At 69.5% G+C, this 21,287-nt stretch carries 21 protein-coding genes; 11 read left to right on the forward strand and 10 right to left on the reverse strand.

Annotated features, from left to right (window positions below; all coding sequences use genetic code 11):
* Positions 1–40 precede the first annotated feature (40 nt).
* Positions 41–925: a neutral zinc metallopeptidase gene (locus ACFUCU_RS03085; protein ID WP_377970577.1), complete on the forward strand. Its 885-nt coding sequence runs from the start codon at positions 41–43 to the stop codon at positions 923–925.
* A gap of 117 nt (positions 926–1,042) precedes the next feature.
* Here ACFUCU_RS03085 and ACFUCU_RS03090 read toward each other — a convergent pair whose 3' ends face one another.
* The 6 genes from ACFUCU_RS03090 to ACFUCU_RS03115 form a co-directional block, all read right to left on the reverse strand.
* Complete coding sequence (locus ACFUCU_RS03090) at positions 1,043–1,375, reverse strand: metal-sulfur cluster assembly factor (protein ID WP_290257901.1); 333 nt, start codon at positions 1,373–1,375, stop codon at positions 1,043–1,045.
* 13 nt (positions 1,376–1,388) lie between these two features.
* Entirely contained in the window at positions 1,389–2,183 is a 795-nt protein-coding gene (gene sufC / locus ACFUCU_RS03095; protein ID WP_290257902.1) for a Fe-S cluster assembly ATPase SufC, read from the reverse strand.
* 106 nt (positions 2,184–2,289) lie between these two features.
* Positions 2,290–2,649 (reverse strand): non-heme iron oxygenase ferredoxin subunit, encoded by a 360-nt coding sequence (locus ACFUCU_RS03100; protein ID WP_377970579.1) that lies wholly within the window; start codon positions 2,647–2,649, stop codon positions 2,290–2,292.
* A 36-nt stretch (positions 2,650–2,685) separates the two neighbouring features.
* Positions 2,686–3,972, reverse strand: a complete 1,287-nt coding sequence (gene sufD, locus ACFUCU_RS03105; RefSeq protein WP_377970581.1) for a Fe-S cluster assembly protein SufD — start codon at positions 3,970–3,972, stop codon at positions 2,686–2,688.
* Positions 3,972–5,435 carry a Fe-S cluster assembly protein SufB gene (gene sufB, locus ACFUCU_RS03110; protein ID WP_290257905.1) on the reverse strand — a complete coding sequence of 488 codons (1,464 nt, stop codon included), beginning with the start codon at positions 5,433–5,435 and terminating at the stop codon, positions 3,972–3,974. Before sufB ends, sufD begins: the two co-directional genes overlap by 1 nt.
* The gene (locus tag ACFUCU_RS03115; protein ID WP_377970583.1) at positions 5,435–6,277 is read right to left on the reverse strand and encodes a helix-turn-helix transcriptional regulator; all 843 of its coding nucleotides are present in this window, start codon (positions 6,275–6,277) and stop codon (positions 5,435–5,437) included. The genes sufB and ACFUCU_RS03115 overlap by 1 nt, the downstream gene beginning before the upstream one ends.
* 150 nt (positions 6,278–6,427) lie before the next feature.
* Here ACFUCU_RS03115 and ACFUCU_RS03120 point away from each other — a divergent pair, with 150 nt between their 5' ends.
* Genes ACFUCU_RS03120 through ACFUCU_RS03135 form a run of 4 tightly spaced genes read left to right on the forward strand, consistent with a single transcriptional unit; the run spans position 6,428 to position 9,829 of the window.
* Positions 6,428–7,396 carry an ABC transporter ATP-binding protein gene (locus tag ACFUCU_RS03120; RefSeq protein ID WP_377970585.1) on the forward strand — a complete coding sequence of 323 codons (969 nt, stop codon included), beginning with the start codon at positions 6,428–6,430 and terminating at the stop codon, positions 7,394–7,396.
* Positions 7,393–8,184, forward strand: a complete 792-nt coding sequence (locus ACFUCU_RS03125) for an ABC transporter permease (RefSeq protein WP_290257908.1) — start codon at positions 7,393–7,395, stop codon at positions 8,182–8,184. The genes ACFUCU_RS03120 and ACFUCU_RS03125 overlap by 4 nt, the downstream gene beginning before the upstream one ends.
* A 7-nt stretch (positions 8,185–8,191) precedes the next feature.
* A complete protein-coding gene (locus ACFUCU_RS03130; protein ID WP_377970586.1) occupies positions 8,192–9,136 on the forward strand; it encodes a heme A synthase in 945 nt (314 codons plus the stop codon).
* A 54-nt stretch (positions 9,137–9,190) separates the two neighbouring features.
* Positions 9,191–9,829, forward strand: a complete 639-nt coding sequence (locus ACFUCU_RS03135; protein ID WP_290257910.1) for a DedA family protein — start codon at positions 9,191–9,193, stop codon at positions 9,827–9,829.
* Positions 9,830–9,907: 78 nt separating this feature from the next.
* Here the strand turns inward: ACFUCU_RS03135 and ACFUCU_RS03140 are convergent, their stop codons facing one another.
* The gene (locus ACFUCU_RS03140; protein ID WP_290257911.1) at positions 9,908–10,861 is read right to left on the reverse strand and encodes a heme o synthase; all 954 of its coding nucleotides are present in this window, start codon (positions 10,859–10,861) and stop codon (positions 9,908–9,910) included.
* 527 nt (positions 10,862–11,388) lie between these two features.
* On the opposite strand from ACFUCU_RS03140, the gene tkt reads away from it, so the two are divergent.
* From tkt to pgl, 6 genes are all read left to right on the forward strand, one after another.
* Complete coding sequence (gene tkt / locus ACFUCU_RS03145) at positions 11,389–13,506, forward strand: transketolase (protein WP_377970588.1); 2,118 nt, start codon at positions 11,389–11,391, stop codon at positions 13,504–13,506.
* Between the two features lie 62 nt (positions 13,507–13,568).
* A complete protein-coding gene (gene tal / locus ACFUCU_RS03150) occupies positions 13,569–14,687 on the forward strand; it encodes a transaldolase (RefSeq protein ID WP_290257913.1) in 1,119 nt (372 codons plus the stop codon).
* Positions 14,688–14,692: 5 nt separating this feature from the next.
* Positions 14,693–16,342, forward strand: a complete 1,650-nt coding sequence (locus tag ACFUCU_RS03155; RefSeq protein WP_377970591.1) for a glucose-6-phosphate isomerase — start codon at positions 14,693–14,695, stop codon at positions 16,340–16,342.
* A gap of 15 nt (positions 16,343–16,357) precedes the next feature.
* On the forward strand, positions 16,358–17,920 hold the full coding sequence (gene zwf / locus ACFUCU_RS03160) for a glucose-6-phosphate dehydrogenase (protein ID WP_377970593.1): 1,563 nt from the start codon (positions 16,358–16,360) through the stop codon (positions 17,918–17,920).
* The gene (locus ACFUCU_RS03165; RefSeq protein ID WP_290257916.1) at positions 17,917–18,858 is read left to right on the forward strand and encodes a glucose-6-phosphate dehydrogenase assembly protein OpcA; all 942 of its coding nucleotides are present in this window, start codon (positions 17,917–17,919) and stop codon (positions 18,856–18,858) included. The genes zwf and ACFUCU_RS03165 overlap by 4 nt, the downstream gene beginning before the upstream one ends.
* Positions 18,848–19,666, forward strand: coding sequence for a 6-phosphogluconolactonase (pgl, locus tag ACFUCU_RS03170; protein WP_377970595.1), 819 nt, complete (start codon positions 18,848–18,850; stop codon positions 19,664–19,666). The genes ACFUCU_RS03165 and pgl overlap by 11 nt, the downstream gene beginning before the upstream one ends.
* On the opposite strand, the gene ACFUCU_RS03175 is transcribed toward pgl, so the two are convergent.
* From ACFUCU_RS03175 to tpiA, 3 genes are all read right to left on the reverse strand, one after another.
* Positions 19,619–20,011, reverse strand: coding sequence for an RNA polymerase-binding protein RbpA (locus ACFUCU_RS03175; protein WP_290257918.1), 393 nt, complete (start codon positions 20,009–20,011; stop codon positions 19,619–19,621). The genes pgl and ACFUCU_RS03175 overlap by 48 nt on opposite strands.
* Before the next feature lie 137 nt (positions 20,012–20,148).
* Positions 20,149–20,406, reverse strand: a complete 258-nt coding sequence (secG, locus tag ACFUCU_RS03180) for a preprotein translocase subunit SecG (protein WP_290257919.1) — start codon at positions 20,404–20,406, stop codon at positions 20,149–20,151.
* Between the two features lie 48 nt (positions 20,407–20,454).
* Positions 20,455–21,270, reverse strand: coding sequence for a triose-phosphate isomerase (tpiA, locus tag ACFUCU_RS03185; RefSeq protein ID WP_290257920.1), 816 nt, complete (start codon positions 21,268–21,270; stop codon positions 20,455–20,457).
* Positions 21,271–21,287: the final 17 nt, after the last annotated feature.

Consider the following 21,287-nt stretch of genomic DNA (forward strand, 5'->3'; position numbering starts at 1 on the left):
CGGCACCCCCACGCGGGCGGGAGCGGCTACTGTGACTTGCATGAGCTTCAATGACAACGTCCAGCTTGACCCGTCCCAGGTGCAGGACCGCCGCGGCGGCGGCTCCGGACTCAAGATCGGCGGCGGGATCGGTGGCGGCGTCGTCCTGCTGCTGGCCCTGCTCTTCGGCATCAATCCGAACGTCCTCGGCGGTCTGACCTCCGGCGCCCAGGATCAGACGCAGAGCCAAGGCACGGCCCCCGCCTGCAAGACCGGCGCCGACGCCAACGCCCGGCTGGACTGCCGGATCAACGGCACGGTCAACAGCCTCAACGCTTTCTGGCCGGAGTACCTGGCCCAGTACGGCAAGCAGTATCCGCGGCCCAACACCGTGATCTTCGAGAACGCGACCAGCACCGGCTGCGGCAACGCCACGTCCGACGTCGGCCCGTTTTACTGCCCGGTGGACCGCACCGCCTACTTCGACCCAGGCTTCTTCCAAGAGCTCGTGGACCGGTTCGGTTCCTCCGGCGGTCCCCTGGCGCAGGAGTATGTGGTCGCGCACGAGTTCGGCCACCACATCCAGAACCTGCTGGGAACCATCGACAAGGCGCAGCAGGACCCGCAGGGACCCGAGTCCGGCGGCGTCCGTGTGGAGCTGCAGGCCGACTGCTATGCCGGTCTCTGGGTCAAGCACGCCACCACAGCCAAGGATCCCGCGTCCGGCCAGCCGTTCCTTGCGGCCGTCACGGACAAGGACCTGCAGGACGCGCTGTCCGCGGCCTCCGCCGTGGGCGATGACCGGATCCAGAAGGCCGCCACCGGCCGGGTCTCCCCGGAGAGCTGGACGCACGGCTCCAGCGCCCAGCGGCAGAAGTGGTTCTACCAGGGCTACACCACCGGCGACATCAACCAGTGCGACACCTTCAAGGTCGCCGCCCCCTAGGCTGTTGCGCTCACTCGAGCGCTGACTTAAACGCCGACGGCGGTCGCACACCTTCGCAGTGAAGGTGGGCGGCCGCCGTCGTGGTTAAGCCGTTGCCCGGAGGCGGTGGGGACGGACCTAGATGTTGAACCCGAGGGCGCGCATCTGGTCGCGGCCGTCCTCGGTGATCCGTTCAGGACCCCACGGCGGCATCCAGACCCAGTTCAGCCGCCAGTCGTCGACGATCCCGTCGAGGGCCTGGCCGACCTGCTCCTCGATCACGTCGGTGAGTGGGCACGCGGCCGTCGTCAGCGTCATGTCGATCAGCAGGGCGCCGTCGTCGTCGGAGTACTTCAGACCGTAGAGCAGGCCAAGGTCCACGATGTTAACCCCGAGTTCGGGGTCGATCACGTCCTTGAGCGCCTCCTCGACGTCCTCGAGGCCCGTGCGGGCCGTATTCGTTTCGGTCATGGCGTAGTCCTTACTAGGCCTGAGCTGCCGCGTCGGCAGCGATGGTTGCGGCTCCGGCACCCTGGACGTAGCGGTCGTAGCCTTCTTCTTCGAGGCGGTCGGCCAGCTCCGGGCCGCCCTCCTCGACGACCTTGCCGTCGACGAACACGTGCACGAATTCCGGCTTGATGTAGCGCAGGATCCGGGTGTAGTGGGTGATCAGCAGGGTGCCCATGTTGCCGCCGGACTGGGCGCGGTTGACGCCCTCGGAGACGACCTTCAGGGCGTCGACGTCCAGGCCGGAGTCGGTCTCGTCGAGGATGGCGAACTTCGGCTTGAAGAGCTCGAGCTGGAGGATCTCCACCCGCTTCTTCTCACCGCCGGAGAAGCCCTCGTTGACGTTGCGCTGGGTGAAGTCGGCGTCGATACGCAACTGCTCCATGGCGGCCTTGACGTCCTTGGTCCAGGTGCGGAGCTTGGGAGCCTCGCCGTCGATGGCGGTCTTGGCGGTGCGCAGGAAGTTGGTCATGCTCACGCCGGGGACCTCCACCGGGTACTGCATGGCCAGGAAGAGGCCGGCGCGGGCGCGCTCGTCGACGCTCATCTCCAAGACGTCTTCGCCGTCGAGGGTGATGGAGCCGCTGGTGACGTTGTAGCGCGGGTGGCCGGCGATGGTGGAGGCCAGGGTGGACTTGCCGGAGCCGTTGGGGCCCATGATGGCGTGGATCTCGCCGGTCCGGATGGTCAGGCTGACGCCCTTCAGGATTTCCTTGGTGCCCTGCTCGGTGTCAATGCTGACGTGCAGGTCCTTGATCTCAAGAGTGGACATGTGTCGTGTTCTCCTCTGTCCGGCTGCCTCTGCGGCCGGATGGTTCTCGTCGAAAAAGTGTGGGTACTTGCCGGGTGCGGTGCGATGGACTGCGGTGGGGCGGCGGTCAGCCGGCGTTGGGCGCCTCGGCGCCGTTGAGCATGGTGCTGACGTCAACGTAGACGTTGCCGTCAGCGATCGTGACGGCGAAGACGGGCACCGGGTCATAGGCGGGCAGCTGTAGCGGCTGGCCGGAGCGCAGGTCGAACTGGGAGCCGTGGCCCCAGCACTCGATCGCGCACCCTTCCACCTCGCCCTCGGAGAGGGAGATGTCCGCGTGCGAGCAGGTGTCCCCGATCGCGTGGATCTCCCCCATCGAGTCCTTGACCACGGCTACCGGGTAGTCGTCGATCAGGATCCGCAGGGCCTGCTTGACCTGGATCTCGCTGGCAGTGCATACCAGCTCGCCCTTGGGCTGTTCCGTCATGTGTCCGTCCTGTTCCGTGTCCGCCGCTGACGCGCCTTAGTTGTCCGTCGCGGCGAGCTCGCGCTCGACGGCGGCCGTGAGGCGTTCCTCAATGGCGGGGACCTTGATCTGCTGGATGATCTCGTTCAGGAAGCCGCGGACCACCAGACGGCGGGCCACCTTCTCCGGAATGCCGCGGGCCATCAGGTAGAACAGGTGCTCGTCGTCGAAACGGCCGGTGGCGCTGGCGTGGCCGGCGCCGGCGATCAGGCCGGTCTCGATTTCCAGGTTCGGCACGGAGTCGGCGCGGGCGCCGTCGGTGAGGACCAGGTTGCGGTTGGCCTCGTACGTGTCGGTGCCTTCGGCTTCCTTGCGGATCAGGACGTCACCCACCCAGACGGTGTGCGCGTTCTTGCCCTGCAGCGCGCCCTTGTAGAGCACGTTGGACTTGCAGTTGGCGACGGCGTGGTCGACGAAGAGCCGCTGCTCCAGGTGCTGGCCGGCGTCGGCGAAGTACAGGCCGTACATTTCGGCTTCGGCGCCGGGGGCGGTGAAGCGGGCCGACGGCGTGACGCGGACCAGGTCGCCGCCGAGGCTGACGACGATGTGCTTGAACTTGGCGTCGCGGCCGAGTTTGGCCTGCTGGGAGGAGGCGTGGACGGAGTCGTCCGACCATTCCTGCAGCGAGATGACGGTCAGTTCGGCGCCGTCCTCAACCAGGATTTCGACGTTCTCGGAGACGACGGCGCTCCCCTGGTGGTCCAGGACGACGACGGCCTTGGAGAACTTCTCCGCGGTGATGACGATGTGCTGCGCGGCCGGGGCGTCGCCCTGGCCGGTGAGCACGAGGGTAATCTCGCCCTCGGCCTGGACCTCGGCCGGGATGGTGACGGCGGTCGCGCCGGCGGAGTTCTCCCAGGCGTTGGCGGAGACCCGGTCCTCCGGGATCGCGGCGGAGCCGATGCGGGCATCGCCGCGGTCCACGGACTCAACCCGGACGCTGTCCGGTGCGGTGACGGTAACGGTCGGGGCCGCGCCGTTCAGGACCTCGGTGTGCAGGCCGCGGAGGCGCTTGAGCGGGGTGAACCGCCAGTCCTCCTCCATGCCGGTCAGCGGCTTGAAGTCCGCCAGGGCGTAGGAGGTCAGGCGGCCGGCGCGCGAGCTGTCCGGGACGCCGACGCCGCCGCCGTGCGAGTGGGCCTTGACGGCGTCCCCGCCCAGCGGCGCCTTGGAATCGACGGTGTTCAGCGGGGAGAGGTTTTCGCCCTCCTCGGTGAAGCCGTCGATCAGCGGCTGGGTCGAGGGCGCGCCGATGCGGGCCTTTTCAGTAGTGATGTCAGTCATTAACCGACCGATCCTTCCATCTGCAGTTCAATCAGGCGGTTCAGCTCCAGCGCGTACTCCATGGGAAGCTCGCGGGCGATCGGCTCGATGAAGCCGCGCACGATCATGGCCATGGCCTCGTCCTCGCGCATGCCGCGGGACATCAGGTAGAAGAGCTGCTCTTCGCTGACGCGGGAGACGGTCGCCTCGTGCCCCATCACGACGTCGTCCTCGCGGATGTCGATGTAGGGGTAGGTGTCGGAGCGGCTGATGGTGTCCACCAGCAGGGCGTCACAGCGCACGGTGTTGGCCGAGTGCTTGGCGCCCTCGCGGACCTGGACCAGGCCGCGGTAGGCGGCACGGCCGCCGCCGCGGGCCACGGACTTGGAGATGATCGAGCTCTTGGTGTTCGGCGCGATGTGGACCATCTTGGAGCCGGTGTCCTGGTGCTGGCCCTCGCCGGCAAACGCGATGGAGAGGGTCTCGCCCTTGGCGCCCTCGCCGACCAGGTAGACGGCCGGGTACTTCATGGTGACCTTGGAGCCGATGTTGCCGTCGACCCACTCCATGGTGGCGCCCTCCTCGCAGATGGCGCGCTTGGTGACCAGGTTGTACACGTTGTTGGACCAGTTCTGGATGGTCGTGTAGCGGACGCGGGCGCCCTTCTTCACGACGATCTCGACGACGGCCGAGTGCAGCGAGTCCGAGGTGTAGATCGGGGCGGTGCAGCCTTCGATGTAGTGGACGTAGGAGTCCTCGTCGGCGATGATCAGGGTCCGCTCGAACTGGCCCATGTTCTCGGTGTTGATCCGGAAGTAGGCCTGCAGCGGGATGTCCACGTGGACGCCCTTGGGCACGTACACGAAGGAACCACCGGACCAGACGGCCGTGTTCAGCGAGGCGAACTTGTTGTCGCCCACCGGGATGATGGTGCCGAAGTACTCCTGGAAGATCTCCGGGTGCTCACGCAGGGCGGTGTCGGTGTCCAAGAAGATGACGCCCTGGGCCTCGAGGTCCTCGCGGATCTGGTGGTAGACCACCTCGGACTCGTACTGGGCGGCGACGCCGGAGACCAGGCGGCTGCGCTCGGCTTCCGGGATGCCCAGCTTCTCGTAGGTGTTCCGGATGTCTTCGGGCAGGTCTTCCCAGCTGGCGGCCTGCTTCTCGGTGGACCGCACGAAGTACTTGATGTTGTCGAAGTCGATGCCGGAGAGGTCAGCGCCCCAGGTGGGCATGGGCTTGCGGTCGAAGTACTTCAGGCCCTTGAGGCGAAGGTCGAGCATCCATTCGGGCTCGTTCTTCTTGGCCGAGATGTCGCGGACGACCTCCTCGTCGATGCCACGGCGGGCGTTGGCGCCGACGTCGTTCTTGTCGGCCCAGCCGTACTCGTAGGTGCCAATTCCGTGCAGCTCGGGGTTCTTTTCCAGAATCTCCGAGATCACAGTGGATTCAGCAACCTTCTTCTCTGATAGTTGGTCCGTCATCACGGCCTTTCTTGCAGATGGTTGGATACTTCGTCCGGGTTGCCCGGAGCGTCGGGACCGGCGGTCCCGACGCTGGCCGGACGGCCCGTAGGTATGTGGGTGGTGCAGACGTGGCCGCCGCGCGCCAGGGTGGACAGCCGCCGGACATCGACGCCGACCAGCCGGGAGAACACCTCGGTCTCCACGTCGCAGAACACGGGGAACTGGGCGGCGAGCTGCTGGATCGGGCAGTGTCCCTGGCACAGCTGCACGCTGGAGAGCGCCGCCGGCAGGGGCGCCTTGGCCTCGATCGACTGGGCGGAGGCGACGAAGCCGTCCCGGCTCAGGGCGTCGGAGAGTGCCTGGGCGCGGGCGGTGATGTCGCTGCCCGCGGCCTCGACCGCGGGGGCGTAGCGGCGCTCCATTGCCTCGAAGCGTTCGACGGCGAACTCCCGGACGGCGTCGTCCCCGGCGGCCGCGCCGAGGCGGCGCAGGGCGGAGGCCGCGATGTCCAGGTAGTCGTTGCCGAGGCTGGACTGGCCCTGGGAGCTCAGCACGTAGCGGCGGGCGGGACGGCCGGCTCCGGCGCCCGCGCGCGCGACGCGCTTGACTTCGATGACACCGCGGCGGGACAGGTGGTCCAGGTGCCGGCGGACGGCGGCCGGGGTGAAGCCCAGCAGTTCGCCGAGCTCGGCGGCACTGATCGGGCCGTGTTCCAGCACCGCGCTCAGCACGCGGTCCCGGGTGCGCTCCTCGGCGTCCGCGGCGGTGACCGGCGGCGCTGGAGTCTCCCGCGGCCCGGGGCCCGGGCGCGCCTGATCCCCACGCGCGGGAGGCGCGGCGGAAGCAGTCACAGAACTCATGGAATACACAACACAATCATGTCGTAATTTAGTCCGGCGTTCCAGTAAGGCATGGCTTCCCCGGCGGCGGAGGCCGGCGGCGGGAACCTCCGCACCCGGGCCCGGCCCGCTCCCAGCTTCGCGCCCTACTACATCCCGTAGAATGTTCCGGTGCGATCTCCCGAATCCCCCGCCCTGGCCATTCAGGGTCTCATCAAGGATGTTGGCCCCGTCCCCAGCCTGGACGGCAAGATGCTGCGGGTGGTCAGCGACGTGTCCCTGGTGGCCGAGCGCGGCCAGGTGACGGCCCTGCTGGGCGCCAACGGTGCGGGCAAGACCACCACCCTCGAGTGCGCCCAGGGGATGCGGAAGCGCACCGGGGGCAGCATCAGCCTGCTGGGACAGGACCCGGACACCGCGGGCGCCGAGCTGCGCTCCCGGGTGGGGGTGATGCTCCAGGACGGCGGCCTCCCGCCGTCGGCCCGTCCCATCCCCCTGCTCCACCACATCGCGGGCATGTACAAGGATCCGTGGCCGGTTGAGGACCTGGTCGCCCGGCTGGGCATCGACAGCTTCAGCCGTACCGGCGTGCGGCGCCTCTCCGGCGGGCAGAAGCAGCGGCTGGCCCTCGCCGCCGCCCTGGCCGGCCGGCCCGAGGTCCTGTTCCTCGACGAGCCCAGCGCGGGCCTGGACCCCCAGTCCCGCCAGCTGGTTTTCGACCTGATCGGCGAACTCCGCGACAGCGGCATGGCCATCATCCTCACCACCCACCTGATGGACGACGCGCAGCGGCTGGCCGACTACGTCTACATCATCGACAACGGCCGCAACGTCGCCGAGGGCACCGTCGCCCAGCTGCTGCGCCACGAACTGACCCCCGACGCCCCCGGCGGCAACGTCCGCACCCTGCTCTTCGAGGCCGAGCCCGGGCTGGACCTGACCGGGGTGCTGCCCGCCGCCGTCGACGTCCGCGAGACCCGGGCCGGCAGCTACAGCGTCTCCGGCGCCCTGACCCCGGCCGACCTGGCCGCCGTCACCGCCTGGTGGGCGGCCCGCGGCATCATGCCGGCCTCGATGAGCCTGGCCGCCCGCAGCCTGGAGGACGTGTTCCTCGACATCTCCGGAAGGGAGACCCGATGAGCTCCGCCCCCGCACCGCAGGCCGCCGCCGCGCCCGCCCCGCTGGGCAGCGAACCCGCGCCGCTGGTCCGCCGCATCCTGTTGCAGGGCCGCTACGAGACGGTCACCATGCTGCGCAACGGCGAACAGCTGATCCTGGCCGTCATCCTGCCCCTGATGGCCCTGATCGGCCTGGCCGTCACTCCCCTGCTGGACGGCCTCGGCCACAGCCGGGTCAACATCGCCGTGCCCGGCATCCTGGCCCTGTGCGCCATGTCGACGGCATTCACCGGGCAGGGCATTGCCACCGGCTTCGACCGCCGGTACGGGGTGCTCCGCTTCCTCTCCAGCACACCCCTGGGCCGCACCGGCCTGATCGTCGGCAAGATCCTGGCCGTCCTGGCCGTGCTGGTGGTCCAGGTACTCGTGGTCACCGCCGTCGCCCTGCCGATGGGCTGGCGTCCCGAAGCCGCCGGACTGCTGCCCGCCCTGCTCCTGCTGGTCCTGGGCGCCGCCGCGTTCACCTCCCTCGGCCTGCTGGTGGCCGGAACGGTGCGGCCGGAGGCCACGCTGGCCATCACCAACCTGCTCTGGATCCTCCTCGGCGCGCTCGGCGGCATCGTCCTGCCCGCCGAACGGCTCCCCGCCCTGGCCCAGGCGGTGGTGCACTTCCTGCCCTCCGGCGCGCTGGGCCAGGCGCTGCGCGACGCGCTCCTGACCGGCACCGTCAATGGTTTTGCCGTCCTTATCCTGCTGCTGTGGACGGCCCTCGCCGGCGCCGCGGCGGCCCGTTGGTTCAAGTGGAATTGAGAATGATGTGAGCACGGTATCCCGCCCCGCCCGGATCCTGTCCCGGATGTCCTCCCGGCTGCCCACCACCGTCAACCCGGCGATCCGCCGGCTGGCGCTGCTGTCGCTGATCGGCCAGACCGTCCTGGTGGTCACCGGCGGCGCCGTCCGCCTCACAGCCTCCGGCCTCGGCTGCCCCACCTGGCCGCGCTGCACCAGCGACTCCCTGGTCAACACCCCGGAGATGGGAATCCACGGCTTCATCGAGTTCGGCAACCGGCTCCTGACCTTCGCCCTCGCCGCCGTGGCCGTCGCCATGCTGGTCTACCTGTGGAACCTCCGCAAGGAGCGCCGCGACCTGTTCCTGCTGGCCCTGGGCCTGCTGGCCAGCATCCCCGCGCAGGCCATCATCGGCGGCATCACCGTCCTGACCCGCCTGAACCCCTGGGTGGTGGGCCTGCACTTCCTGGTCTCGATGGCCCTGGTGGTCCTCGCGACCCTGCTGGTCAACCGCGCCTACGGCCGGACCGGCCGGGCCCGCAACCGCACCCTCTCGGCCCTGCCGGGCGCCGCGCGGCCGGTGCTGACCGCCGCCGCCCTGTTCTCCGCCGTCGCCGTCTGCCTCGGCGTCGTGGTGACCGGTGCCGGACCGCACGCCGGCGACGCCGACGCCCCGCGCAACAACCTCGACTGGGACTTCGTCTCCCACATCCACGCCGTCCCGGCCTACCTGGTCACCGCCGGCGCCCTGTTTGGCGTCTACCTGGTGCTCCACGGCCGGATCACCGGACCGTTCCGGACCGCCGCGTTCCTGCTCCTGGGCGTCACGGTCCTGCAGGCGGTCATCGGCTTCACGCAGTACTACAACGGCATCCCCGCGCTCCTGGTGGCCGCGCACATGCTTGGCGCCGCCCTGCTGATGGCCGCCTCCACCAACGCCGCGGACCTGGCTCACAGCAGCCCCCGGGCCTGACCCGGTAACCTGACCCTGTAATCGCCGGAATCACGGCGGAGGAGGGCAGGGAATGTGGGCGCGGTTGTCGAGGGAATCCTGAACATCAGCCCGGCACTGGCCTTCACCATCGTGGCGTGCCTGGTCTTTGCCGAGGACGCCATCTTCGTGGGCTTCGTCATCCCGGGTGAGACCGCGGCGGTCCTCGGCGGCGTCATCTCCAGCCGCGGCGAGGTTCCGCTCTGGGGCATGGCCGCCGTCGTGGTCGCCGCCGCGATCGCCGGGGACACCGTGGGCTACGAGATCGGCAAGCACGTGGGACCGCGGCTGCTGGACATCCGGATCATGAAGCGGCGCCGCCGCGGCCTGGCCAAAGCCCAGGCGTTCCTGCGCCGGCGCGGCGGCTCGGCGGTGTTCCTGGGCCGGTTCGTGGCCTTCTTCCGCGCCGTGATGCCCGCGCTGGCCGGGGCCTCGCGGATGCACTACCCCCGGTTCCTGGCCTTCAACGCCGCCGGCGGCCTGGTCTGGGGCACCGGATTCGTGCTGCTGGGCTTCTTCGCGGGCAATTCCTACGACGCCGTCGCCAAGGCTGCCGGGCAGGACATCACCGCAGTCATCGTGGTGCTGGGCATTGTCGGCCTGGTCGTCTGGCACCTGCGGCGCTCCCGCAGGGCACGCCGGGAACCGGAACCGGCGGCCTCCGAAGAGGCCTAGCGGAGGTCTCCCAGTCGGAGTGTCCTGGCCGGAGTGTCCTTGCCGGTCAATCCCAGGCGGGGTCCCTACCCGGGAGTCCTAACCGACGAGCGCGGAACCCACGAACGGGTCAACGGCGAGGGCGATGAAGAGCAGGGTCAGGTAGCTGATGGAGCCGTGGAAGACCTTCATGGCGCCCTTGTTGGACACGTCCCCACCCTGGGCGCGGGCGTAGAGGGCGTGCGACTCGTAGAGGAACCAGGCGCCCGCGGCGACGGCGGTGATGGTGTAGACCCAGCCGGCGCCGCCGACCGGGATCAGGAGCAGCGAGCAGGCCACCATGGCCCAGGCGTAGAGGACCACCTGGACGGAGACCACGCGGGCGCCGGCGATCGCGCCGAGCATGGGGACATTGGCGTTGCGGTAGTCCTCGCCGTAGCGCATGGACAGGGGCCAGTAGTGCGGCGGGGTCCAGAGGAAGATCACCATGAACAGCACGACGGCGGGCCACTGAACGGTGTTCGTCACCGCGGCCCAGGCGATCAGCACGGGGAAGCAGCCGGCGGCCCCGCCCCAGACGATGTTCTGCGCGGTCCGGCGCTTGAGGATCATGGTGTAGATCACCACGTAGAAGACGATGGCGCCCAGGCCCAGCCAGGCGGAGAGCGGGTTCGCGCCGAACCAGAGGATCACGATCGCGGCGGCACCCAGCAGCCACGAGAAGACCAGCGCCTCGCGGGGCGTCACCTCGCCGGTGACCAGCGGGCGGTTCTCGGTCCGGTGCATCAGCTTGTCGATGTCCCGGTCGATGTAGCAGTTGAAGGACCCTGCGCTGCCGGCGGCGAAGGCGCCGCCCACCAGGGTTGCCAGGATCAGGCCCAGCGACGGGAAGCCGCGCTCGGCGTAAATCATGGTGGGGAGGGTGCTGACCAGCAGGAGCTCGATGACCCGCGGTTTCGTGAGTGCCAGGTAGGCCTTGGCCTTGCGGCGGAAGCCGATCCGGGCCTGGGGGACGCTCAACGGCGTTTCTGTTGTGCTCACGGTGGCAGTCACTCTGTTCTGTCTGCTGTTCTGTCTGCTGGATCAGTCGGCCAGGCCCGCAGGGTACCGGACCTAAGGAAAAGCCACGGACCGGACGCCGGCCGACGGTGCCCGGGCGGGGCTCGGTTCCCGCCGGGAACCGCGCGGCGCGCAGGCCGAATAGCGCCCCTTCCGGAGCCTCCGACCATCATACCGTGGCGGCGCGCCGGTCCCCGCCCCGGCGGCCGTGGCCCCCGCCCCGGCCGGTCGGGAAGCGGCTCGAATTCAGCTACGCGGGAAACCCGTCCAAATCCCGACACATACGCCTCAGGGCCGCCGGAATGGGACTAAGCTGGCTGACAGATCGGCTCGCGCGGGCATACCGCCCCGGCGGCATTCCACGCCCCTGCGCTTGCGACTGAGTGATAGATCAACGTTTCGATGGTGAACGGCTGGTACACCCACGCGGGCACCTCGTGTGCCCCGGCGGACGCCTCTCGAGGCCATGCCCCGTACCTCCGGCCGTCAGCACAGAGAGGGGCCCGGTTTACGTGCCACATTTGGAAGAGCAAGAACTGTCATGGACCAGCCTGGACCAGAAGGCCGTGGACACCATCCGGGTCCTGGCCGCGGACGCGGTGGAGAAGGTCGGTAACGGCCACCCGGGCACGGCCATGAGCCTGGCCCCGGCCGCGTACCTGCTCTTCCAGAAGCTGATGCGGCACGACCCGACGGATCCGCAGTGGCTGGGCCGGGACCGGTTCATCCTCTCCCCCGGGCACACCTCCCTCACGCTGTACATCCAGCTCTTCCTCTCCGGCTACGGCCTGGAGCTGAAGGACCTTGAGGCTTTGCGGACCTGGGGTTCGCTGACCCCGGGCCACCCGGAGTACAAGCACACCAAGGGCGTGGAAATCACCACTGGCCCGCTGGGCCAGGGCCTGGCGTCCGCCGTCGGGTTCGCGTACTCCCAGCGCCGCATGCGCGGCCTGTTCGACGCCGAGGCTCCCGCCGGCGAGAGCCCCTTCGACCACACCGTCTGGGTCATCGCCTCCGACGGCGACCTCCAGGAAGGCGTGACCTCCGAGGCGTCCTCGCTGGCCGGACACCAGGAACTGGGCAACCTCGTGGTGATCTACGACGAGAACCACATCTCCATCGAGGACGACACGGACGTGGCGTTCACCGAGAATGTCCTGGCCCGCTACGAGGCGTACGGCTGGCACACCCAGCGCGTCGACTGGACACGCACCGGTGAATACAAGGAGGACGTGGCCGAACTCCACGCCGCCCTCCTCGCGGCCAAGGCGGAGACGAACAAACCCTCCATCATCTCGCTGCGCACCATCATCGGGTGGCCCGCACCGAAGAAGCAGAACACCGGCAAGATCCACGGCTCCGCCCTCGGCGCCGACGAGGTCGCCGGCCTGAAGCAGGTCCTGGGCTTCGACCCGGAGAAGTCCTTCCAGGTCGACGAGGAGGTCCTGGCCCACACCCGCGCCGTGGCCGACCGCGGCGCCGCGGAGCGCAAGACCTGGCAGGAAGGCTTCGACGCCTGGCAGGCCGCCTACCCGGAGTCCGCCGCCCTGCTGCAGCGCGTCGAGTCCCAAACCCTGCCCGAAGACTTCGACGCCGCCCTGCCGTTGTTCGAGGCCGGCAAGGACGTCTCCACCCGTGCCGCGTCCGGCAAGGTGCTGAACGCGATCGGCCCGGTCATGCCCGAACTCTGGGGCGGCTCCGCCGACCTCGCCGAGTCGAACAACACCACGATCGAGGGTTCGCCCTCCTTCATCCCCGCGTCCCGGCAGACCGAGGCGTGGAAGGGCAACCCCTACGGCCGCGTCCTGCACTTCGGCATCCGCGAACACGCCGCCGCGTCGATCGTGAACGGCATCACCCTCGCCGGGCCCACCCGGGCGTTCTCCGGCACGTTCCTGATCTTCTCCGACTACCAGCGCCCCGCGATCCGGCTCGGTGCCCTGATGGGCGTGCCGTCCCTGTATGTCTGGACGCACGACTCGATCGGCCTCGGCGAGGACGGCCCCACCCACCAGCCGGTGGAGCAGCTGGCGTCCCTGCGCGCCATCCCGGGCCTGGACGTCGTCCGCCCCGGCGACGCCAACGAGGTCTCAGCGGCGTGGCAGGCGATGCTGACCAACCACGCCAACCCGGCCGGCATCGTGCTGACCCGGCAGAACATCCCCACCTGGGACCGTGGCACCGGTGAGGCCGAGGGCGACACCTTCGCCTCCACCGCCGGGGTCGCCAAGGGCGGCTACGTCCTGGCCGAAGCGTCCAAGGACGGCGCCACCGCCGAGGCGAAGGTCATCCTGATCGGCACCGGCTCCGAGGTCCAGCTGGCCGTCGCGGCCCGCGAGGCGCTGCAGGCCGAGGGCATCCCCACCCGCGTGGTCTCGATGCCCTGCGTCGAGTGGTTCGAACGCCAGGACGCCTCCTACCGTGAAGCCGTGCTGCCCGCCGCCGTCAAGGCCCGCGTCTCCGTCGAGGCCGGCCTGGCCCTGACCTGGCGGAACTACGTCGGCGACGCCGGCCGGTCCGTCAGCCTGGAACACTTCGGTGCCTCGGCCGACTACAAGCGCCTCTTCCAGGAGTTCGGGATCACCGCCGAAGCCGTCACCGCCGCCGCCAAGGAATCCCTGGCCGGCCTCACGGCCTAACACTCTTCATCCCCTGGGCCGCCGCCCACCGGCGGCGGCCCCAGATTTTTCAGGAGTAACCCATGAACACCACCCCCACGCAGCAACTCTCCGACGCCGGCGTCTCCATCTGGCTGGACGACCTCTCCCGCGGCCGCCTCACCACGGGCACCCTGCGCAAGCTCATCGAAGAGAAGAACGTCGTTGGCGTCACCACCAACCCCAGCATCTTCCAGGCCGCCATCACCTCCGGCCACGACTACGACGAAATCATCAAGGAGAAGGCCGCCGCCGGCGCGAACGTCGAGGACACGATCTTCTCGATCACCACCTCCGACGTCGCCGACGCCTGCGATCTCTTCGCCCCCGTCGCCGCGGCCACCCACGGCGTTGACGGCCGCGTCTCGATCGAGGTGGACCCGCGCCTGGCCTGGGACACCCAGGGCACCATCACCGAGGCCAAGGAACTCTACGAGCGGGTCAACAAGGACAACGTCCTGATCAAGATCCCCGCCACCCTCGAGGGCCTCGAGGCCATCACCGCCACGCTCGCGGCCGGCATCAGCGTCAACGTCACCCTGATCTTCTCCCTCGAGCGCTACCGCGCCGTGATCAACGCCTTCCAGAGCGGCCTGGAGCAGGCCAAGGAGAACGGCCACGACCTCTCGAAGATCCACTCCGTGGCGTCCTTCTTCGTCTCCCGCGTCGATTCCGAGATCGACAAGCGACTCGACGCGATCGGCACGGACGAGGCCAAGGCACTCAAGGGCAAGGCCGGCCTGGCCAACGCCCGCCTGGCCTACCAGGTCTACCAGGAACTGTTCTCCACCGAACGCTGGGAACTCCTCGCCGACGCCGGGGCCCGCCCGCAGCGCCCGCTCTGGGCCTCCACCGGCGTGAAGGACCCCGCCTACCCGGACACCCTGTACGTCACCGAACTGGTGGCCCCCGGCGTCGTGAACACCATGCCGGAGAAGACCCTGGACGCGACCTTCGACCACGCCGCCGTCACCGGCGACACCGTCACCCGCGGCTACGACGACGCCAACGCCACCCTCAACGCCCTCGATGAGCTGGGGATCTCCTACAACGAGGTCGTCGCCCAGCTCGAGTCCGAGGGCCTGGAGAAGTTTGTGGCAAGCTGGAAGGAACTGCTGGCCGACGTCGAGGGCGCCCTCGCCGCTGCACGGAAGGACGCCTAGTCCCCATGACCACTCTCAGCTACGACGCCGCGGGAGCAGCCCGCTCGGCCCACGAACAGCACCTGCCCGCCCTGCTGGAGGACCGGGTCGCCACCCGGATCTTCGCCAAGGACCCCACGCTCTGGGGCGCCGACGCCGAGTCCGAGGCCTCGGTCCGGCTCGGCTGGGTGGAGGCCGCCACGGTGTCCCAGCCGCTGGTCCAGGACATCCTGGCCCTTCGTGACGAGCTCCACGCCGACGGGGTGACGCGCATCGTCCTCTGCGGCATGGGCGGCTCCTCGCTGGCCCCCGAGGTCATCGCGGGCACCGCAGGCGTCGAGCTGACGGTCCTGGACAGCACCGACCCCGAGCAGGTCTCCGCCGCCCTCGCGGACCGCCTGGCCGAGACCGCAATTGTGGTCTCCTCCAAGTCCGGCTCCACGCTGGAGACCGACTCGCAGCGCCGGGTGTTCGAGCACGCCTTCACCGAGGCCGGACTGGACGCCAAGAGCCGCATCATCATCGTCACCGATCCGGGCTCGCCGCTGGACAAGTCCGCCCGCGAGGCCGGCTACCGCGCCGTGTTCAATGCCGACCCCAACGTCGGCGGCCGCTACTCCGCACTGACCGCATTCGGCCTGGTGCCCTCCGGCCTGGCCGGCGTGGACATCCAGGCGTTCCTGGACGAGGCCGAGGAGACCGCCGAGATCCTCAACGAGGACAGCGAGGACAACATCGGCCTGGCCCTCGGCGCCGCACTGGGCGGCACCAGCCCGCTGCGGAACAAGATCGTCATCGCCGAGGACGGCTCCGGGATCAAGGGGTTCGCCGACTGGGCCGAGCAGCTGATCGCCGAATCCACCGGCAAGCTGGGCACCGGCGTGCTGCCCGTCGTCGCCGGCCCCCACGCCCCGGAGGTCACCTCCGGCGCCGCCGACGTGCTCGTCGTCCGGCTCGTGGCGGCCGACGCCGACGTCGAACTCTCCGGCGACCAGGCGGCCATCGCCGGCGGCCTCGCCGCCCAGATGATGACCTGGGAATTCGCCACCGCCGTCGCCGGACGGCTGCTGGGCATCAACCCGTTCGACCAGCCCGACGTGGAGGCCGCCAAGGTGGCCGCCCGCGGCCTGCTGGACGCCCAGCCCGAACCCACGCCCGCCAACTTCACCGACGGCGCCATCGAGGTCCGCGGCGGCGACTGGCTGGGCGGGGCCGGGTCGGCCGCCGAGGCCGTCACCGCGCTGCTCGGCCAGCTCGGCTCCGACGGCTACCTCAGCGTCCAGGCATACTTCGACCGGCTCAGCTACGCGCCGCTGGAAGGCGTCCGCGACGAACTCGCCGCCGCCACCGGCCGGCCGGTGACCTTCGGCTGGGGCCCGCGCTTCCTGCACTCCACCGGGCAGTTCCACAAGGGCGGCCCCGCGATCGGCGTGTTCCTGCAGGTCACCGCGGCCTCCGCGACGGACCTGTCCATCCCGGACCGGCCGTTCAGCTTCGGCGAACTCATCTCCGCGCAGGCCGCAGGAGACGCCCAGGTGCTCTCCGAGCACGGCCGTCCCGTCCTGCGGCTGCACCTGACCGACCGGGCCGCCGGCGTCGCCCAGCTGCAGCAGCTGGTCCGCTCGCTGCCCGGCGCGGCAGGCACCGGCCACTCCCCCTCGTCCCCCGAAAGCTAAGGCACCAGACCAACCATGCCATCAACGCACAACGGCGGTCAGAAGGCCGCGGGCCGGGGGCGCAATCCGCTCCGCGACCCGCGGGACCGCCGACTCAACCGCATCGCCGGCCCCTCATCCCTGGTGCTCTTCGGCGTCACCGGTGACCTGGCCCGCAAGAAACTCATGCCGGCCGTGTACGACCTGGCCAACCGCGGACTGCTGCCGCCCAGCTTCGCCCTGGTGGGCTTCGCGCGGCGGCAGTGGGAGGACGAGGACTTCGCCGCCGAGGTGAAGGAGTCGGTCAAGAGCTACGCCCGCACCCCGTTCGACGAGACCGTCTGGGAGCAGCTATCCGAGGGCATCCGCTTCGTCCAGGGCGAATTCGACGACGACGACGCCTTCGAGCGGCTGAGCGACACGATCACCGAGCTCGACGAACGTCGCGGCACCCGGGGCAACCACGCCTTCTACCTCTCGATCCCGCCAAAGGCGTTCGAGCTGGTCTGCCGGCAGCTGTCCAAGCACGGCCTGGCCCAGGCCGAGGGCGACAAGTGGCGCCGCGTGGTGATCGAGAAGCCGTTCGGCCACGACCTGGAGTCCGCCCGGCAGCTCAACGACATCGTCGAGTCCGTCTTCCCGCCGGACGCCGTGTTCCGCATCGACCACTACCTCGGCAAGGAAACGGTCCAGAACATCCTGGCGCTGCGCTTCGCCAACCAGCTGTTCGAGCCGCTCTGGAACGCCAACTACGTCGACCACGTGCAGATCACCATGGCCGAGGACATCGGCACCGGCGGCCGCGCGGGCTACTACGACGGCGTGGGCGCGGCCCGCGACGTCATCCAGAACCACCTGCTGCAGCTGCTGGCGCTGACGGCCATGGAGGAACCCATCTCCTTCAACGCCGACGACCTGCGCGCGGAGAAGGAAAAGGTCCTGGCCGCCGTCCGGCTGCCCGAGGACCTGTCCGCCCATTCTGCCCGTGGCCAGTTCGCCGGCGGCTGGCAGGGCGGCGAGGAGGTGCTCGGCTACCTGGAGGAAGAGGGCATCCCCAAGGACTCCACCACCGAGACCTTCGCCGCCATCCGGGTGGACATCAACACCCGCCGCTGGTCCGGGGTGCCGTTCTACCTGCGCGCCGGCAAGCGCCTGGGCCGCCGCGTGACCGAAATCGCCGTCGTCTTCAAGCGCGCCCCCAACCTGCTGTTCCGCGACCACGGCGAGGACACCTTTGGGCAGAACGCCGTCGTCATCCGCGTCCAGCCGGACGAGGGCGCGACCATCCGCTTCGGGTCCAAGGTTCCCGGCACGCAGATGGAAGTCCGTGACGTGACCATGGACTTCGGCTACGGCCACTCGTTCACCGAGTCCAGCCCGGAGGCCTACGAGCGTCTGATCCTGGACGTGCTCCTGGGTGAGCCGCCGCTCTTCCCGCGGCACCAGGAGGTGGAGCTGTCCTGGAAGATCCTCGACCCGTTCGAGGAACACTGGGCCGCGAAGAAGGAACAACCGGAGCCGTACGCGCCCGGCAGCTGGGGCCCCGCCTCCGCCGATGAACTGCTTGCCCGCGACGGGCGGACCTGGAGAAGGCCATGATCGTCAATCTTCCCGATACCACCACGTCCAAGATCTCCAAGGAGATCATGTCGCTGCGCGAACGCGGCGGGGTGATCGCCTTGGGCCGAGTGCTGACCCTGGTGGTGGTCACCAAGTCCGGCCTGGAGGAGGAAGCCATCCAGGCGGCCAACGAGGCCAGCCGGGAGCACCCCTGCCGGATCATCGTCCTCGCCGACGCCGGGGCCTCCGCCCCCACCCGGCTGGACGCCCAGATCCGGGTGGGCGGCGACGCCGGTGCCTCCGAGGTGATCGTGCTGCGCGGCTACGGCGAACTGGCCGAGGAGAGCGAGTCCCTGGTCGCCGCGCTCCTGCTGCCGGACGCTCCGATCGTGGCCTGGTGGCCGCACGGTGCCCCGCGCAACGCCTGCGAGACCTCCATCGGACGGATCGCGCACCGCCGCATCACGGACTCGGCCAACGAGCCTGACCCGTATGCGGCGCTCGAGAACATCCGCAGCACCTACAAGGCCGGCGACACGGACCTGGCCTGGACCCGCCTGACCAACTGGCGGATCCAGCTGGCCGCCGTGCTGGACCAGGTGGATGCCTCCCCGGTGACCGCCGTCGCCGTCGAGGGCGCCTCCGACTCCCCCAGCACGCTGCTGCTCGCGGCCTGGCTCACGCTGGCACTCGACGCACCCGTGACGATCGTCGCCGACCCGGCAGGCACCGGCATCCGCCGGGTGCGGCTCTGCCGCACCGGCGGGGACGTGCAGTTGTTCCGGCCGGGCCTGGACGTGGCCGAGCTGAGCCAGCCGGGCCAGCCTGTGCAGCGGATCTCGTTGCCGCGGCGCAGCCTCAAGGACTGCCTGGCCGAGGAGCTCCGGCGCCTGGACCCGGACGAGGTCTTCGGCGAAGTGATTACCATTGGACTGCCGCGTACCAACCTAAGGAGTGTCCGTCCCAGTGAGCGTTGAGCCCAGAGTTAGCATCCACCCCGACTCCAAGGTCCTGATGGCGGCGATCGCCGCCCGGCTGATCACCAAGCTGGTGGACATCCAGGACAAGCACGGCCAGGCCACGGTGGTCCTGACCGGCGGCACCATGGGCATCGGATCGCTCAAGGCCGTGGCCGAATCCCCCGCGGTCCGCGCGGTGGACTGGTCCAAGGTCAACTTCTGGTGGGGCGACGAGCGCTTCGTCGGCCGCGACGACGCCGACCGGAACGCCCGCCAGGCCCAGGAGGCCCTGCTCGCGCACATCGACGTCGACCCCGCCCGGGTGCACGTCCCTGGCTCCTCGGACGAATTCGACACCCCGGAGGAGGCGGCCGCGGACTACGCGCGCCGGCTGGCCGAGGCCGCCGCCGCGGAACACGCGGCGGACACGTCCGATGACCGTCCGGAGGAGCCGGGCACGCTCCCGCGGCTGGACATCGTTCTCCTCGGCGTCGGCCCCGACGCCCACGTGGCCTCGCTGTTCCCCGAGCAGGCGGGCATCCGGGAAAAGCAGCTGACGGTGGTGGGGGTCCGAAACTCCCCCAAGCCGCCGCCGCTGCGCGTCTCGCTGACGATGCCGACGATCAATACCGCCGACGAGGTGTGGATGGTGGTGGCCGGTGACGACAAGGCCGGTGCCGTGGGCCTGGCCCTGGCCGGCGCCAACCCCGTGCAGGTCCCGGCGGCCGGGCCGCGCGGCCGGCTGGAGACGCTCTGGCTGATCGACGAGGAAGCGGCCTCACGCGTCCCGGAGCAGTTGGTCCGCAAGAGCGCGTCGGGCGCGTAGTTTTTCCAGCGCTCCGGCCAGGACGTCTTCGGCGTCCTGGCTGGAGCGCCGCTCTTTAACGTATTCGAGGTGGGTCTTGTAGCTGTCCCCCGGCTCGTCCTCGAGGGCGAAGCGCGCCTCGTCCCTCGTGGCCGGGCAACCGCAGCGGCGGCAGTCCCAGACGCCCGGGATCTGGTCCTCGGGCAGCCGGGCGAAGACGACGGATGTCTCGTGGCCCTTGGCGCAGCGGAAGCACACGCTGACCCGGGGCGGGGTGGCGCCGCCGTCGAACGGCTCGTGGCGGGCGGATGCGCCGGCGACCGCGCCGACGCGGATACCCCTGAAACCTGTCGCAGAATGCAGCATCGGGAACTCCTGGCTACTGTCATGGTCCGTTGGCGGTTGCCAGCGACAGTGTAAGCAGGAAGTTCCCGATGCGGTCAGGGCCGGAGGGCCCGTATGAAATTGTCTGCACCGGCCCCGTGAGGGGCCCGCGGTCAGCGCTAGGAGTCGGCGCCGGTGCTGAAGCGCATAAGCAGGCCGAGGGCGATGATGACCACGCCCCAGGTCACGCCGAGGACGATTGTGAACCGGTTCAGGTTCCGCTCGGCCACGCCGGAGGAGCTGAGCCCGGAGCTCATGCCGCCGCCGAACATGTCGGACAGACCGCCGCCGCGACCCTTGTGCAGCAGGATGAGCAGGGTCAGCAGGAGGCTGGTGATACCCAGCAGCACCTGCAGGATGACATGAAGAACGTCCACGACGGCCTTTCGAAAGAGGGGATTGCGGGAACCGGTGCCTGCGGCGGACTACTCCGCCGTGAGGTGGCTCTCGAACCTGACAATATTAGCAAACTCGGCCGCGTCCAGGCTGGCGCCGCCTACCAGCAGCCCGTCCACGTCGCGTTCCTTCAGGATAGCGGCAGCGTTGTTGGCCTTCACGGAACCGCCGTAGAGCAGGCGCGTCTTCGCGGCCACGGAACCGTCGAAGAGCTTTTCGAGCTCGGCGCGGATCGCGGCGCACATTTCCTGAGCGTCCTCCGGTCCGGCGACCTCGCCGGTGCCGATGGCCCAGACGGGCTCGTAGGCCACGACCAGTTCGGCGGCCTGCTCGGCTGTGAGGCCCTCGACGCCGGCGCGGAGCTGGGCGAGGGTGTGCTCGACGTGGGTTCCGGCCTGGCGGACCTCGAGGCCTTCGCCCACGCACAGCACCGGGGTGAGGCCGTGGCTGAAGGCGGCCTTGGTCTTGGCGTTGAGGACCTCGTCGGTCTCCTGGTGGATAGTGCGGCGTTCGCTGTGGCCGACGAGGACGTAGCTGCAGCCCAGCTTGGCGAGGAACGCACCGGAGATGTCGCCGGTGTAGGCGCCGGAGTCGAACTGGCTCAGGTCCTGGCCGCCGTAGGCCACCTGCAGGTCGTCGCCCTGGACCAGCGTCTGGACGCCGCGGAGGTCGGTGAACGGCGGGAAGACGGCCACCTCCACGCGGTTGTAGTCGTGCTTGGCGTCCGAGAGCGTCCAGGCGAGCTTCTGCAGCAGGGTGATGCCCTGGACATGGTCCATGTTCATCTTCCAGTTGCCCGCGATGAAGGGCTTCCGGTCGAACTTGCCGTTGGTTGACGTGGTCACGAGGTCTCCAAAAGTCG

This window comes from Arthrobacter sp. NPDC057259, assembly GCF_042668995.1.
GTDB lineage: Bacteria > Actinomycetota > Actinomycetes > Actinomycetales > Micrococcaceae > Arthrobacter.

Excerpts from the sequence above, each read along its gene's own strand:
- ACFUCU_RS03085 (WP_377970577.1), top strand. The coding sequence starts at position 41 with ATGAGCTTCAATGACAACGTCCAGCTTGACCCGTCCCAGGTGCAGGAC.
- ACFUCU_RS03090 (WP_290257901.1), bottom strand. The coding sequence starts at position 1,375 with ATGACCGAAACGAATACGGCCCGCACGGGCCTCGAGGACGTCGAGGAG.
- sufC (WP_290257902.1), bottom strand. The coding sequence starts at position 2,183 with ATGTCCACTCTTGAGATCAAGGACCTGCACGTCAGCATTGACACCGAG.
- ACFUCU_RS03100 (WP_377970579.1), bottom strand. The coding sequence starts at position 2,649 with ATGACGGAACAGCCCAAGGGCGAGCTGGTATGCACTGCCAGCGAGATC.
- sufD (WP_377970581.1), bottom strand. The coding sequence starts at position 3,972 with ATGACTGACATCACTACTGAAAAGGCCCGCATCGGCGCGCCCTCGACC.
- sufB (WP_290257905.1), bottom strand. The coding sequence starts at position 5,435 with ATGACGGACCAACTATCAGAGAAGAAGGTTGCTGAATCCACTGTGATC.
- ACFUCU_RS03115 (WP_377970583.1), bottom strand. The coding sequence starts at position 6,277 with ATGAGTTCTGTGACTGCTTCCGCCGCGCCTCCCGCGCGTGGGGATCAG.
- ACFUCU_RS03125 (WP_290257908.1), top strand. The coding sequence starts at position 7,393 with ATGAGCTCCGCCCCCGCACCGCAGGCCGCCGCCGCGCCCGCCCCGCTG.
- tal (WP_290257913.1), top strand. The coding sequence starts at position 13,569 with ATGAACACCACCCCCACGCAGCAACTCTCCGACGCCGGCGTCTCCATC.
- ACFUCU_RS03155 (WP_377970591.1), top strand. The coding sequence starts at position 14,693 with ATGACCACTCTCAGCTACGACGCCGCGGGAGCAGCCCGCTCGGCCCAC.
- zwf (WP_377970593.1), top strand. The coding sequence starts at position 16,358 with ATGCCATCAACGCACAACGGCGGTCAGAAGGCCGCGGGCCGGGGGCGC.
- ACFUCU_RS03165 (WP_290257916.1), top strand. The coding sequence starts at position 17,917 with ATGATCGTCAATCTTCCCGATACCACCACGTCCAAGATCTCCAAGGAG.
- ACFUCU_RS03175 (WP_290257918.1), bottom strand. The coding sequence starts at position 20,011 with ATGCTGCATTCTGCGACAGGTTTCAGGGGTATCCGCGTCGGCGCGGTC.